Here is a 14344-nt window from a genome sequence, read left to right as displayed (position 1 = left end):
GCACCATGGCCAAAGTAGCCCTGAAGAAGAAAGTTGATGCCGAGCAAGCCACGGCCCTTTCGGAAGTAAAACTGTATGCCCGCAAAATCTGGCTGGCTGGCCTGGGTGCCTACTCCAAGGCTGGCCAGGAAGGCGCCGAGTACGTAAAAGACTTGATCAAGACCGGCGAAGAAGTTGAAAAAAAGGGTAAGAAAATCGTCGATAAGCAACTCGATGCAGCCAACAGCGAGATCGACACGATCAAAGAAGACGTGAACGGCGTCAAGGGCAAGTTCGAAGTGCAACTTCATAAAGTCGAGAAGGCTTTTGACCACCGTGTTGCCCGCGCCTTGAATCGTTTTGGCATTGCGTCTAAACATGATGTTGAGACACTCTCTGCTAAGCTCGATGGGCTGACGGCATTGCTTGAACGTGTCGCGCATAAACAATAAGGAGATCGGGATGGCTGGCAAAAAGAAAATTGAAAAAGAAGGCAGCTCCTGGATTGGCGAGGTTGAAAAATACTCCCGTCAAATCTGGCTGGCTGGTTTAGGCGCTTACTCGAAAATCAGCAATGACGGCAGTAAGCTTTTCGAAACCCTGGTCAAAGACGGCGAGAAGGCCGAAAAGCAGACCAAGAGCGGCGTCGACAAGCAAGTCGATGCAGCGAAGGCAACAGCGCAATCGGCAAAATCCCGAGTCGGCGACGTCAAGGACCTTGCGCTGGGTAAATGGAGTGAGCTCGAAGGTGCTTTCGACAAACGCCTGAACAGCGCCATCTCGCGCCTTGGTGTCCCGAGCCGCAACGAAGTCAAAGCGCTGCACAGCAAGGTCGATCTCCTGACCAAGCAAATCGAGAAACTGACCGGTGCGTCGGTGGCTTCTGTGTCGTCCAAAGCGGCTGCAAAACCTGCTGCTAAACCCGTGGCCAAGGCAGCGGCCAAACCCGCGGTTAAAGCACCGGCCAAAACGGCAGCCGCCAAGCCAGCCGTTAAACCGGTTGCCAAGCCTGTTGCCGCGAAACCGGCAGCTAAACCAGCCGCCAAGCCCGCAGCAGCGAAAGCACCCGCAGTGAAGAAAGCAGCAGCACCGAAGCCCGCGGCTGCCAAACCAGCAGTAGCAGCTACGCCAACTGCCGTTGCTGCTTCAGCGACAACCCCAGCGCCAGCAACGACCACTGCGTCGACGCCCGCCAGCCAGTCCTGATTTTCAGGAACTGCCAAAAGCCCGGCCGCAAGGTCGGGCTTTTTCGTTTGTGCGTTACCTGTTACGGGGACATAAGTGCCGCACGTGACGAGTCGTTGTGGGATGGAGTGGTCGGTTTCGGCTACTCCTCCAGATAATGCATCGCCAGCTTCTCCACGCCCTGCCGCGAGTCGGGGATCAGGTGGGGCGCGACCAGCATCATGATCTGGTAGACAACGACGCGTACTTCGCCTTCTTTGCCGAGGATGCGTTGGTAGTCCAGGGAGAACAGCAGGGTCATGCTGATCTGTTCCACCAGTTGCCCCAGCGCTTGTGTGTCGCTGACCAGTTGCCCCTGTGCTTTCAGCTGTGCCAGTAATGACGCGAGGGTGCGTTTGAGTGCGTTGAGCAGATTACGGATACCGCGTGCCAGTTTTGGCAGGCGGCCAGCGAGGTTGGACAGGTCCTGGAACAGGAAGCGGTAGTGCGACAGGCGCTCGACGATCAGGTGCAGAAACACCCAGTATTCTTCCGGCGCCAATTGCGCGTTGGCCGGTGGATTGAGCAGCGGCGACAGCTCTGTTTGAAAACGCTCGAACAAGCCCATGACCAGCGGCTCTTTGCCATGAAAGTGGTAGTAGAGATTGCCGGGGCTGATCCCCAGTTCGTTAGCGATTTCCAGGGTCGAGACGTTAGGTTCGCCCTGTTGATTGAACAAGTGCAGGGCGCATTCAAGGATCCGGTCGCGGGTTTTCATCCAGTCTTCTTGTGTGGGGTTTCAGGAATACACGTCAACTTGTAGGAGCAGGCTTGCCTGCGATAAGGCCCAGAGGGCCTTCAGGCGGTAGTGAGTTCGCCTGTTTTTTGCCGGCGCTTCGCACCGGATCGCAGACAAGTCAGCTCCTACAGGGGCGGGTGAAGACAAGACTTTAACGAACGCGCACATAGGTTCCAGGCGCGGACTCCATCGGTGGGTAGTTCTGGTTGCCGAGGGCCATGTGGGTTTCTCGTTGTGCGCCGGAGCGCTGCTGAATCCAGTCCAGCCAGGTCGGCCACCAGCTGCCTTCGACGGTTTTTCCATCGTAGTACCAGGCTCGGGGATCGCTGCTGAGTTTGCTGTTTTCGATGTAGCTCGATTTGGGGTTGCCAGGCGGGTTGAGGATGCTTTGTACGTGACCACTGTTGGCCAGCAAGAAGCGCCGGTCGCCCCCGAGCAGCAAGGTCGAGCGATAGACCGCGTCCCATGGCGTGATGTGGTCATTGATCCCCGCCACGCTGAAGCTGTCCACGGTGACTTTTTGCAGGTCAACGGGCGTGCCGCACACTTCCAGGCCGCCGGGGTGGCTGAGTGGGTTGTACTTGAAGAAGTCCAGCAAGTCGCCATGCAGGGCGGCCGGCAGGCGTGTGCTGTCGTTGTTCCAGTAGAGGATGTCGAAGGGCGGCGGCGCCTTGCCCAGCAGGTAGTTATTGACCCAGTAATTCCAGATCAAATCGTTGGGGCGCATCCAGGCGAAGATTTTCGCCATGTCGCGGCCATCAAGTACACCTTGTTGGTAAGAGCGGCGCTTGGCGGCTTCCAGGGTCTCTTCATCGACGAACAAGGTCGCTGCGCTGTCGATCTGGCTGTCCAGCAGGCTGACCAGATAGGTAGCGCTGGAGACCCGGCGCATTTGCCGCTTGGCCTGGAGATGGCCTTGCAGTGCGGCCATGGTCAGGCCGCCGGCGCAGGCACCCAACAGGTTCACTTCGCGGCTGCCAGTAATGGCGCGGCACACGTTCATCGCTTCTTCGATGGCTTCGACGTAGCTGGACAGCCCCCATTCGCGATGACGCACATCCGGGTTGCGCCAGCTGATCATGAACACTTGCAGGCCGTTTTTCAGCGCGTACTGGACGAAGCTATTGGTCGGGCTGAGGTCGAAAATGTAGTACTTGTTGATTTGCGGCGGAACGACCAGCAGTGGCCGGGCGTACTGTTTTTCGCTCATCGGCTTGTACTGCATCAGCTCCAGCAGCTCGTTGCGAAACACGACGGCACCGGGGGTGGTGGCGACGGTCTTGCCGACCTCGAATGCATCTTTGGTGATCTGGCTGGGCAGGCCATTGTTGTGCATCAGGTCATCTACCAGATGGCTGATGCCCTTGAACACGCTGCTGCCGCCGGAGTTGAACAGTTCCTTGACCGCCAGCGGGTTGAGCAGGGTGTTGGAGGGTGACAGGGCATCGCTGAGCAAGGAGAGGATGAAGTGCGCGCGGGCGCGATCATCCTCGGACATCTCGCTGTCATCGATCCAGCTCTTGAGCTGATGCTGCCAGCTCAGATAGGCCTGCAGCCCACGTCGATAGAGGGGGTTTTGCAGCCACGTCGGATCCGCGAAGCGGCTGTCACGGGGGTTGGGTGTGTGCAGGTTGTCACCCAGTATGACGCGACCCAACTGACCGCCCAGCGCCAGCACATGACGTGCGCTGTGAACCGGGTGACGCAGGCTTTGGACGGCCACGCTGCGCAGCGTGGAAAACACGTCTCGCCCGCGCAAACCACTGATGACACTTTGCGCATTGATGAATGTGGCCGGGGTGGGCACAGAGCCCTTCGCTGGCTTGTCTCGCATGGGGGCAACACTCCTTCGTCAGGCCATGACTAAAGCCTGTTACCTATCGATGAATCGGGGTCGGATGCGGGTGCATGACCGCGCGTTGCCGCTCCTCCAGCAGAAATTTCATGATGATGGGCGCCACCGCTTCGGCCCGAGTGATCAAAAATAAATGACCATCATCGATTATGTGTAGCTGGGCATTGGGTATCCGCCAAGCCAGCATGCGCATATTTATCAAAGGAATGAGCGGATCGTCGTCGCCCGCGAGGATTAATGTCGGCTGACGAATCTTGTGCAGCCAATGGATGCTGGTCCAGCCCATCCCGGCAAACAGCTGCCAGTAATAACCCAGCTTGCCCGACGATCGGACCTTGGCGGCGTGATTGGCGGCCAGGTGAGGATCCCGACGAAAGGCGCCGCCGTAGATTTCTGGCGCGATGCGTATCACATGGGACGGCTGAATATATCGCCGTGGGCTGGCCATCAACCACAGCACGCGAGGCTTGCCCGGCACCATGACCGCACCGGCAGCCGTCGCGGCGAGCACCAGTTTTTTGCAGCGCTCGGGATAGTCGTAGGCGAACTGTTGCGCTAACGCGCCGCCCCACGACACGCCGATCACATTGACCTGGCCGTAGTTCAGGTAATCGAGCATCCGCGCCGTCAGCTTGGCCAGCCCGGGAAAGCGAAAGGGGCGACTGGGTGTGGAAGAGCCGCCGACACCCGGCACATCGAAGGCGATCACTTCCATGTCCGGGTCAAGCGCGTCGACGAACGGGAAGACCAGTTCCAGGTTGGCGCCGATGCCATTGAAAATCAGCAGCGGTGTCATATCACCCTTGCCTGGGCGGACGGCCGTGCGGATGGTGTGGCCATCCAGGTCGATGGTACGGAAAACAAACGGTTTCGACATGCGCGGGCCCTATGGGTTAAACCGCTGGCCAAGCCGTCCTGAGCTTTGCCAGATGGGTCGAGGTGATCCTCGTATTACTGCTCGTCACATGACCGCGCGTCGAAGGCTGATGGCACTTCCAGAGACCCATCAGCACCCTGTTTTGTTGTTTAGCGTTCGTGTACGTAAGTGCCCGGTGCAGCTTCGCCGGCCGGGTGTGCTTTGTTGCCGAGCACGCTCGGCGCCTTCTTCAATTTACCTGAGCGCTCGGCCTGCCAGTTTTGCCAGTAAAGCCACCAGGAATCGGTGTGTTTGCTCGAGTTCTCTTGCCATTCTTTAGCATCGACCGGCAGCTCGGGGTTGGTCATGTAGCGTGATTTGGGGTTGCCCGGCGGGTTGAGAATGCTTTGGATATGGCCGCTGCTGGACAATACGAATTCAGTCTTGCCGCCGAATAGACGGGCCGATTTGTAGCACGAGCCCCATGGCGTGATGTGGTCGTTGGTGCCTGCCAGGCAAAACACATCGCTGGTGACCTGCTTCAGGTCGATCGGCGTGCCGCACACTTCAAGGGCGTTGGCGCGGATCAGCGGGTTGCTCTTGAACATCTCGATCAGGTCGCCATGGAATGCGGCGGGCAGGCGGGTGGTGTCGTTGTTCCAGAACAGGATGTCGAAGACTGGCGGTTCGTTGCCCAGCAGGTAATTGTTGACCCAGTAATTCCAGATCAGGTCATTGGGACGCATCCAGGCGAAAATCTTGGCCATGTCACGGCCTTCCAGTACGCCCGCCTGATAGGAGTGGCGCTTGGCCGATTCCAGGGTCTTTTCGTCGACAAACAGCGCGACCTCGCTGTCGAGGGTGGTGTCCAGCACGCTGACCAACAACGTCAGGGCATGGACCTTCTGCTCGCCCAGCGCGGCATAGTGACCCAGCAGCGCAGTGCAGGTAATACCGCCGGAGCAGGCGCCCAGCATGTTGATGTCTTTGCTGCCGGTGATAGCGCGGACCACGTCCACCGCTTCCTTGAGCGCGTCGATGTAGGTCGACAGGCCCCACTCGCGCTGTGCCTTGGTCGGGTTGCGCCAGCTGACGATAAACGTCTGCACGCCACCGCGCAGGCAGAAGCGTGCCAGGCTTTTCTCCGGGCTCAGGTCGAACACATAGAACTTGTTGATCTGCGGTGGAACGACCAGTAACGGCCGCTCAAGCACCTGTTCGGTAATCGGTTTGTACTGGATCAGTTCGAGCACGTCGTTGCGAAAGACCACTGAGCCTTCGGTGGTGCCGAGGCTTTTGCCGACTTCAAAGGCGTCCATATTGACCTGGCTCGGCATGCCGCCGTTATGCACCAGGTCCTTGGCCAAGTGTGACAACCCGTCGAGGAGGCTTTTGCCGCCGGTTTCGAAAAACCGTTTGACCGCAGCCGGGTTGGCGGCGCTGTTGGTCGGCGACATGGCTTCGGTCATCAGATTGATCACAAAGTGACCACGATTAATGTCTTGTTCTGACAGATTGCTGTCACCGATCCAGTCGTGTAATTCCTTGCGCCAGGCCAGGTAGGTCTGTAGATAACGGCGATACAGTGGGTTCTGACTCCAGGCAGGGTCAGCAAATCGACGGTCGTCCCCGGCAGGTTGCAGCCTGGATTTTCCGAGCAACACATTCTTCAGTTCGATACCGAAATGAGCGACATGCTTGACGCTGTGGAACGGTTGCCTGAGGGCTTGGGTTAGAACCATCCGGGCAGTGGTCAGCAAATCTTTACTCCGCAAGCCAACCACGGGGTTTAGGCCCAGGGTGTTTTCAGAGGCTTGGCGCTGCAAGTCATCGTTGTTCTTGTTACTCATCTACGACGCTCCATTGTCCTGAGACGAGTACCGGACATCCCTGTGGATCAGTGACACAGGCGCCTGCCAGTACTACTGCTCGGGTGACCGATGATGGCTAAACCACATGCTCCCGGCAGGTGTTTGCGCAAAGGTGAGTCCTGCCATTTTCGCGGCAGCAGGATCTCATCTGTTGCGTCATCGCACGCGCCAGCTCTGCACGGATTGAATGCAGGGAACTTGCCAGATCTATTGGTTACCCGAGATTTCAAAAAATCGCAAGCAGGGCCAGTCGTTGGCCTCTGCGAGGAATATTGAAACAAACAGAATTAGAAAGGTCGCCCTAAAAGGTCAGACGGTTGAGCTAGAGCATCAGCTTGATGATTTGCTCGGAGGGGTCGCGGGATTTACCAGCGGCTTTGAGCTCGGCAAGATAATCGGCCCACAGCTGTTCCTGGCGTTGCGCCAATTGGTACAGGTAGTCCCACGTGAACAATCCGCTGTCATGACCGTCGTCGAAGGTCAATTTTAGTGCGTATTGCCCGGCCGGTTCGATTTTGCTCAAGCCCACGCCAAGCTTGCCAAATTGCAGGATCGGTTTGCCATGACCCTGAACTTCGGCCGATGGCGAATGCACCCGCAAAAACTCGGCGCTCAAGTGGTATTCCTCGTCGGGCGCGTATTTCAGCGTCAGGGTTTTCGAGGCTTTGTGCAGATTGATTGCGCTGGGGAGCTTGGTATTAGCCATGAGGTTCAGGGCCGCGAGCGGCCCTGCCGGTTCCAGTTAAGTGCGTTTTAAAGGATATACCGCGAGAGGTCTTCGTCCTTGGCCAGTTCGCCCAGGTGACTGTTGACGTAGTCGGCGTTGATCAGGATGGTCTCTGCATCTTGCGCGCTGGCCAGGTCAGCAGCACTGAAGGACACCTCTTCGAGCAGGCGCTCAAGCAAGGTGTGCAAACGACGCGCACCGATGTTCTCGGTCTTCTCGTTGACCTGCCAGGCAATCTCGGCGATGCGCTTGATGCCGTCGGGCAAGAACTCGATGTTCAGGCCTTCGGTCTTGAGCAGCTCGCGGTATTGCTCGGTCAGCGACGCGTGCGGCTCGCTGAGGATGCGTTCGAAGTCCTGGGGTGTCAGGGCCTTGAGTTCAACGCGAATCGGCAGACGACCTTGCAGCTCAGGCACCAGATCGCTCGGCTTGCTCAGGTGGAACGCGCCGGAAGCAATGAACAGGATGTGGTCGGTCTTGACCATGCCCAGTTTGGTGTTCACGGTGCAGCCTTCGATCAGTGGCAGCAGGTCACGTTGCACACCTTCGCGGGACACGTCGACGCCACCGGAATTACCGCGTCTGGCGACCTTGTCGATTTCATCGATAAACACGATACCGTGCTGCTCAACCGCTTCCAGCGCCTTGGCTTTCAGCTCTTCTTCATTAACCAGACGCCCGGCTTCTTCGTCGCGGACCAGCTTCAGTGCGTCCTTGACCTTGAGCTTGCGGCTTTTCTTTTTGCCCTTGCCCATGTTGGCGAACAGGTTTTGCAACTGGTTGGTCATCTCTTCCATGCCTGGCGGCGCGGAAATATCGACCCCGACGGACTCGGCGACTTCGATCTCGATGTCCTTGTCATCCAGTTGACCTTCACGCAGGCGCTTGCGGAACAGCTGACGGGTATTGGAATCGGTGCTCGGTGCCGCGTCTTCGTTGAAGCCTGCGCGTGCGGGCGGCAGCAGGGCGTCGAGGATGCGCTCTTCGGCAGCGTCTTCGGCGCGGTGGCGGACCTTGGTCATTTCCTGTTCACGCAGGAGCTTGATCGCGGCGTCGGCCAGGTCACGAATGATCGACTCGACATCGCGGCCGACATAGCCGACTTCGGTGAATTTGGTCGCTTCGACCTTGATGAACGGCGCGTTGGCCAGTTTGGCCAGGCGACGGGCGATTTCGGTTTTACCGACACCGGTCGGGCCGATCATCAGAATGTTTTTTGGCGTGACTTCGACGCGCAGTTCTTCAGGCAACTGCATCCGGCGCCAGCGGTTACGCAAAGCGATGGCGACGGCGCGCTTGGCATCGTCCTGGCCAATGATGTGGCGATTGAGTTCGTGGACGATTTCACGGGGAGTCATAGACATGATAGTGGCGGTCCTCTAGCTGAAAAAAGCGCGCATGGCTGTTTATGCAAACGGCATGGGTAACGGCTTATTCGGCGAGGTCCTGCTCCTCAATGGTGATGTTGTGGTTGGTGAACACGCAGATATCGGCAGCGATGCCCAGTGCGGTTTCGGCAATTTCGCGGGCCGAGAGTTCGGTTTTCATCAGCAGGGCGCGGGCGGCAGCTTGAGCGTAGGGGCCGCCGGAGCCCATGGCAATCAGGCCGTCTTCAGGTTCAACGACATCGCCGTTACCCGTGATGATCAGCGATGCATCCTTGTTGGCGACCGCCAGCATGGCTTCGAGGCGGCTCAGGGAGCGGTCGGTGCGCCATTCTTTAGCCAGTTCAACGGCCGCGCGAACCAGATGGCCCTGGTGTTTTTCAAGTTGGCCTTCGAAACGTTCGAAAAGGGTGAAGGCATCGGCGGTGGCTCCGGCGAAACCGGCGATCACTTCGCCGTGATACAGGCGACGCACTTTTTTCGCGTTGCCTTTCATGACGGTATTGCCGAGAGAAACCTGGCCGTCGCCAGCCATGACGACTTTGCCGTTACGGCGCACTGAAACGATGGTGGTCAAGGGAGCGTCTCCACGCAGCGGGGCGAAAATGCCCTAGTGGAAACTCATATGGGGGTGGTGGCTGACATTTCAACCATGGGATGCGTCAGAGGATGAATGGCGATATCTGGATACGGGCTGTCTGGACAGATCGCTTTCGCGCACGAATCCGCCCCCACGGAGCGCGGATGATCCACTGGGGGAGTGAATCTATTCGTCAAAGCGGCGTGTCCGACACGCCGCTTTGACCTGGACTACAGATGGATCACTTACCCTGACGCTGTTGTAACAGCAGATTGCTGAAGCCGCTGCCTGCCAGTTGTTTCTGCGCGATGGTCAGTTGTTCACGGTTGCTGTACGGGCCGACGAGCACCCGGTACCAGATTTCATCCTTCACGGTGCCGGATTCAACCTGCACGGTTTGCCCCAGCAGAATGATCTGCGCCCGGACCTTGTCCGCGTCGGCTTGCTTGCGGAACGAGCCGGCCTGCAAGAAGAACTTCGTCACCGCAGCCGGCTTGGCCACAGGTGGCGCTGGCGGGGGCGTCAGGCCGCTGAGTGCAGCCTGGGCGCGTGCGGTGTCAATCTTCGCTGCTTGCTCAGGCGTGACCGGCGCAACCGGTGCTACGACCGCGGGCAGCGTTTTTTCGGGCACGGCTTCGTTCGGCACGATGACTTCGGATTCCGGCAGCAAGGTGTAGAAGTCGTACTTCGGCTTCGCCGGTGCCTGTGGGCTGGGTGGCGTCTTGTTCGCTTCGGCGATTTTCGCGGCCTTGGCGTCTTCTTTAACCCGCTTGATATCAGTGCTGCCCGGATCGAGCTTCATCAAAAATACGATGAAGGCCCCGACGGACAGGCCAATAGCCAGCCACAACCATCCTGGAATCGGCTTCTTCGCGGGTGCCTGATAACGGCTGGCGCCGCGCTTGGGAGCAGGTTTTTTCTTCGCAGCCAACTTACATACGCTCCAGAGTTTCCAGACCCAAGAGTTCCAGGCCTTGCTTGAGGGTGCGGCCCGTCAGTGCGGTGAGGCGCAGACGGCTTTGCTGTTGTTCCGGGTTCTCGGCACCGAGGATCGGGCAGTTCTCGTAGAAACTGGAGAACAGGCCGGCGAGATCATAGATGTAGGCACACAGTACATGCGGCGTGCCTTTTTCCGCGACGTTGTTCAGGGTTTCGCCAAACTGCGCCAGGCGTGCCGCCAGTTCCTGCTCTTGAGGCGCCTCAAGCACGATGTGCCCTTGGCTGATGTCGAACGGCTTGCCCAACTTGCGGAACACACCGGCTACACGGGTGTAGGCGTAGAGCAGGTACGGTGCGGTGTTGCCTTCGAAACTGAGCATCTGATCGAAGTTGAAGCTGTAGTCGCTGGTGCGATGCTTGGACAGGTCGGCGTATTTCACCGCGCTGATCCCTACTGCATTGGCGATGCTGCGCAATTCGGCTTCAGCGACTTCCGGGTTCTTTTCTTTCACCAGGGTGTAGGCGCGCTCCTGGGCTTCGTCGAGCAGGTCTACCAGCTTGACGGTGCCACCATCGCGGGTCTTGAACGGACGGCCATCGGCGCCGTTCATGGTGCCGAAGCCCATGTGTTCCATGTGCATGCCATTGGTCACGAAACCGGCACGGCGGGCGACTTCGAACACCTGTTGGAAATGCAGGGCCTGACGTTGATCGACGAAGTACAGAGCGCGGTCGGCTTTCAATACATTGCTGCGGTAGCGGATCGCGGCCAGGTCGGTGGTGGCGTACAGATAACCGCCGCCCGCCTTTTGCACGATCACCGGCAGAGGCGTGTCTTCAGCGGTCCTGAATTCTTCGAGGAACACGCACTGGGCGCCGTTGCTCTCGACCAGCAGGCCTGTGGCCTTGAGGTCGCTGACCACGTTGGCCAGGTCATCGTTGTAGGCGCTTTCGCCCCTGACATCGGCCGGGGTCAGGTTGACGTTCAAGCGGTCGTAGATTGTTTGGCAGTGGGACAGCGATATGTTTTTGAAGCGTTCCCACAACGCCAGGCATTCCGGGTCACCGGCTTGCAGCTTGACCACCAGGCCCCGAGCGCGCTCGGCAAACTCTTCGGATTCGTCGAAGCGATGCTTGGCCGCACGGTAGAAGTTTTCCAGGTCCGACAACTCATCGCTGGTCGTCGGCTTTTCCTGGAGGTACGCCAGGAGCATGCCGAATTGAGTGCCCCAGTCGCCCACGTGGTTCTGGCGAATCACAGTGTCACCCAGGAACGCCAGCACATTGGCCACGCCGTCGCCGATAACGGTCGAGCGCAGGTGGCCGACGTGCATCTCTTTGGCCAGGTTGGGCGCGGACAAGTCGACCACCACGCGTTGTACAGGACCGACCTTGCGAACTGACAGTTGTGGGTCGATCAGCGCGGCATCGAGACGTGCCGCCAGGGCCTGGGTGTTCTGGAAGAAGTTGAGAAAGCCGGGGCCGGCGATTTCGACTTTGCTGACCTGTGCGTCGGCGGGCAGCGCGGCTACCAGCTTTTCTGCCAGATCGCGGGGTTTCAAACCGGCAGGCTTGGCCAGCATCATCGCGATGTTGCTGGCGAAGTCACCGTGGGTTTTGTCCCGTACGTTTTCCACCTGGATCGCCGGTGTCAGCCCTTCCGGCAGGACGCCTTCGTTGACGAGTTGGGTCAGGGCTTGTTGGATCAACTGGCGAATGGTGTCTTTCATGGTCTTCTCTTTCGACCGCAAGCGCGGCGGCGCCTGGATGCGCTGGTGGAAAAACTGAGCATTATCCGTTGCGAGGGCAGGCTTGCCAACCATGATGGACATGCGGTCTTAAAGATGCCGGCTTTGGCCCTTAATACAAATCCACCGGGTCCACGTCCAGCGACCAGCGTACCTGGCGCCCGCTGGGCATGTTTTCAAGCACCAGCAGCCATGCGCTGAGCAATCGATGCAGGGGCGCGCGGGCGCTGGCCTGCAGGAGCAATTGCGCGCGGTAGCGGCCGGCGCGCCGCTCCATCGGCGCCGGGACCGGGCCCAGTAACTCAATGGCGCCCAGATTCATTTCAGCCAGCAAGCGTTCGGCCTCGGCGCAGGCGTTGTCGAGAAAACCTTCGGCCTGTCCCGGCTTGTGCGCTTCGGCGCGCAGCAGCGCCAGGTGCGAGAACGGTGGCAGACCAGCAGCACGGCGTTCGCTTAACGCTTGTTCGGCAAAGGCGAAGTAGCCTTGCTCGGTCAGCTGAATTAACAGGGGGTGGTCGGCCAGATGCGTCTGGATGATCACTTTGCCCGGCTCTTCGGCCCGTCCTGCGCGCCCTGCGACCTGAACGATCAGCTGCGCCATGCGCTCGCTGGCGCGGAAATCGCCGGAAAACAAACCGCCGTCGGCATCCAGAATCGACACCAGGGTCACGCGGGGGAAGTGGTGCCCTTTGGCGAGCATTTGGGTGCCGACCAGAATGCATGGCTGACCGCGCTGAATGGTGGCGAACAGCTGGTTCATCGCGTCTTTGCGCGAGGTGCTGTCGCGGTCGACCCGCAGCACGGGAAAGTCCGGGAACAAAATCCCCAGCCGCTCTTCGGCACGCTCGGTGCCCGCACCCACAGGGCGCAGGTCGACCTTGCCGCACGCCGGGCAATGGCGCGGGACACGCTCGACATGGCCGCAATGGTGGCACCGCAACTCGCCGGAACGCTGGTGCACGGTCATGCGCGCATCGCAGCGCGGACATTCCGAGAGCCAGCCGCAGTCGTGGCAAAGCAAGGTCGGCGCAAAGCCGCGACGGTTGAGGAACACCAGGACCTGCTGACCTGCGGCCAGGGTCTGAGCGATGGCTTGCTGCATCGGTCCGGAAATACCGCTGTCCAGTGGCCGGCTCTTCACGTCCAGCCGCAGGAAGCGCGGTTGTTGCGCACCGCCCGCGCGTTGGTTCAGGCGCAGCAGGCCATAGCGCCCGGTGTAGGCGTTGTGCAGGCTTTCCAGAGATGGCGTGGCTGAGCCGAGCACAATCGGAATGTTTTCCTGCCGGGCCCGCACCAACGCCAGATCGCGGGCGTGATAGCGCAGACCTTCCTGCTGTTTATAAGAGCCGTCGTGCTCTTCATCGATAATGATCAGGCCGGGGTTTTTCATTGGCGTGAACAGCGCGGAGCGGGTGCCGATAATAATGTCTGCCTCGCCGTCGCGCGCCGCCAGCCAGGCATCCAGTCGATCCCGGTCATTGACCGCCGAGTGCACCAGAGCGATACGTGCGTTGAAACGCTGCTCGAAGCGCGCCAGCGTTTGCGGGCCGAGGTTGATCTCCGGGATCAATACCAGCGCCTGCTTGCCGGCTTCGAGGGTTTCGCGGATCAGCTGTAAATAGACTTCGGTTTTGCCGCTGCCGGTAACACCTGCCAGCAGAAACGCATGAAAGGTGTCGAAACCGGCACGAATGGCCTCGTACGCAGCGCGTTGTTCGGGGTTGAGTGGCAACTCGGGCTGCGCCAGCCAGCGCTCATGGCGTTCGCTCGGCGCATGGCGGCGCACTTCGACCTTGACCATGTCCTTGGCCAGCAACAGGTTCAGGCTTTCCCGGTTGAGCATCAGTTTGCTGAGTAACTGATTGGCCACGCCATGCGGATGCTGGGCGAGGGTGGTCAGGGCCTCACGCTGTTTCGGCGCGCGGGCGATGCGCGGGTCATCGAGTCTGGCGCCCGGAGCCACTTGCCAGAATCGCTCCTGACGCGCTTCAGCGGGTTCGCCCTGACGCAGCAGCACCGGCAAGGCCCAGCTCAAGGTGTCGCCGAGGCTGTGTTGGTAATACTGCGATGTCCACAGGCACAGCTTGAACAGCGAAGGCGGCAGCGGCGGATGCTCATCGAGGATGGCCACGGCCGGTTTGAGCTTTTCAGCCGGGACTTCACTGTGGTCAGTGATTTCCACCAGAATGCCAATCATCTCGCGGCGACCGAACGGCACGCGCACGCGCATGCCGGGCTGTAACGCACTGCGCAGTACCCCGGCGGGTGCGCGGTAGTCGAATAAGCGTCTGAGCGGCGAGGGCAGAGCGAGGCGCAAAATGGCGTCGGGCACGCGGAGGGTTCTCTGTAACGGTCTGTGACGAAGCGGCGATCTTAGCAGACGACCGGTTTTAACGTTCGCTTGCGTCGTTGGCGATGTCTGGTAGTATCCGCAGCCTAAT

The 14344-nt window shown here is 59.5% G+C and carries 12 protein-coding genes; 2 read left to right on the top strand and 10 right to left on the bottom strand.

The features are described from left to right. Positions 1-5: 5 nt before the first annotated feature. Both AC1MEA_RS05655 and AC1MEA_RS05650 read left to right on the top strand, forming a co-directional pair. Positions 6-431: a phasin family protein gene (locus tag AC1MEA_RS05655; RefSeq protein WP_480917079.1), complete on the top strand. Its 426-nt coding sequence runs from the start codon at positions 6-8 to the stop codon at positions 429-431. Positions 432-441: 10 nt separating this feature from the next. After that, a complete protein-coding gene (locus tag AC1MEA_RS05650) occupies positions 442-1185 on the top strand; it encodes a phasin family protein (RefSeq protein ID WP_480917078.1) in 744 nt (247 codons plus the stop codon). 121 nt (positions 1186-1306) lie between these two features. Here the strand turns inward: AC1MEA_RS05650 and AC1MEA_RS05645 are convergent, their stop codons facing one another. The 10 genes from AC1MEA_RS05645 to AC1MEA_RS05600 form a co-directional block, all read right to left on the bottom strand. Next, the gene (locus AC1MEA_RS05645) at positions 1307-1921 is read right to left on the bottom strand and encodes a TetR/AcrR family transcriptional regulator (RefSeq protein ID WP_480917077.1); all 615 of its coding nucleotides are present in this window, start codon (positions 1919-1921) and stop codon (positions 1307-1309) included. Between the two features lie 172 nt (positions 1922-2093). Beyond that, on the bottom strand, positions 2094-3776 hold the full coding sequence (phaC, locus tag AC1MEA_RS05640; RefSeq protein WP_480917076.1) for a class II poly(R)-hydroxyalkanoic acid synthase: 1683 nt from the start codon (positions 3774-3776) through the stop codon (positions 2094-2096). 43 nt (positions 3777-3819) lie between these two features. Beyond that, a complete protein-coding gene (phaZ, locus tag AC1MEA_RS05635; protein ID WP_219063580.1) occupies positions 3820-4674 on the bottom strand; it encodes a poly(3-hydroxyalkanoate) depolymerase in 855 nt (284 codons plus the stop codon). 149 nt (positions 4675-4823) lie between these two features. Next, on the bottom strand, positions 4824-6503 hold the full coding sequence (gene phaC / locus AC1MEA_RS05630; protein ID WP_480917075.1) for a class II poly(R)-hydroxyalkanoic acid synthase: 1680 nt from the start codon (positions 6501-6503) through the stop codon (positions 4824-4826). A gap of 343 nt (positions 6504-6846) precedes the next feature. Beyond that, on the bottom strand, positions 6847-7230 hold the full coding sequence (locus tag AC1MEA_RS05625) for a gamma-butyrobetaine hydroxylase family protein (RefSeq protein ID WP_480917074.1): 384 nt from the start codon (positions 7228-7230) through the stop codon (positions 6847-6849). 47 nt (positions 7231-7277) lie between these two features. After that, positions 7278-8615, bottom strand: coding sequence for an ATP-dependent protease ATPase subunit HslU (gene hslU, locus AC1MEA_RS05620; RefSeq protein WP_480917073.1), 1338 nt, complete (start codon positions 8613-8615; stop codon positions 7278-7280). 67 nt (positions 8616-8682) lie between these two features. Continuing rightward, positions 8683-9213 carry an ATP-dependent protease subunit HslV gene (gene hslV / locus AC1MEA_RS05615; RefSeq protein WP_219063576.1) on the bottom strand — a complete coding sequence of 177 codons (531 nt, stop codon included), beginning with the start codon at positions 9211-9213 and terminating at the stop codon, positions 8683-8685. A gap of 244 nt (positions 9214-9457) precedes the next feature. Next, complete coding sequence (locus tag AC1MEA_RS05610) at positions 9458-10147, bottom strand: SPOR domain-containing protein (protein ID WP_219063575.1); 690 nt, start codon at positions 10145-10147, stop codon at positions 9458-9460. Between the two features lies 1 nt (position 10148). Further along, positions 10149-11885 (bottom strand): arginine--tRNA ligase, encoded by a 1737-nt coding sequence (argS, locus tag AC1MEA_RS05605; protein ID WP_480917072.1) that lies wholly within the window; start codon positions 11883-11885, stop codon positions 10149-10151. Positions 11886-12015: 130 nt separating this feature from the next. Further along, a complete protein-coding gene (locus AC1MEA_RS05600) occupies positions 12016-14235 on the bottom strand; it encodes a primosomal protein N' (RefSeq protein WP_219063573.1) in 2220 nt (739 codons plus the stop codon). Positions 14236-14344: the final 109 nt, after the last annotated feature.

The organism is Pseudomonas sp. ASL8 (assembly GCF_056680355.1).
Note: the sequence above shows the minus strand (reverse complement) of the source record. Positions and strands in the feature narration are given on the sequence as shown.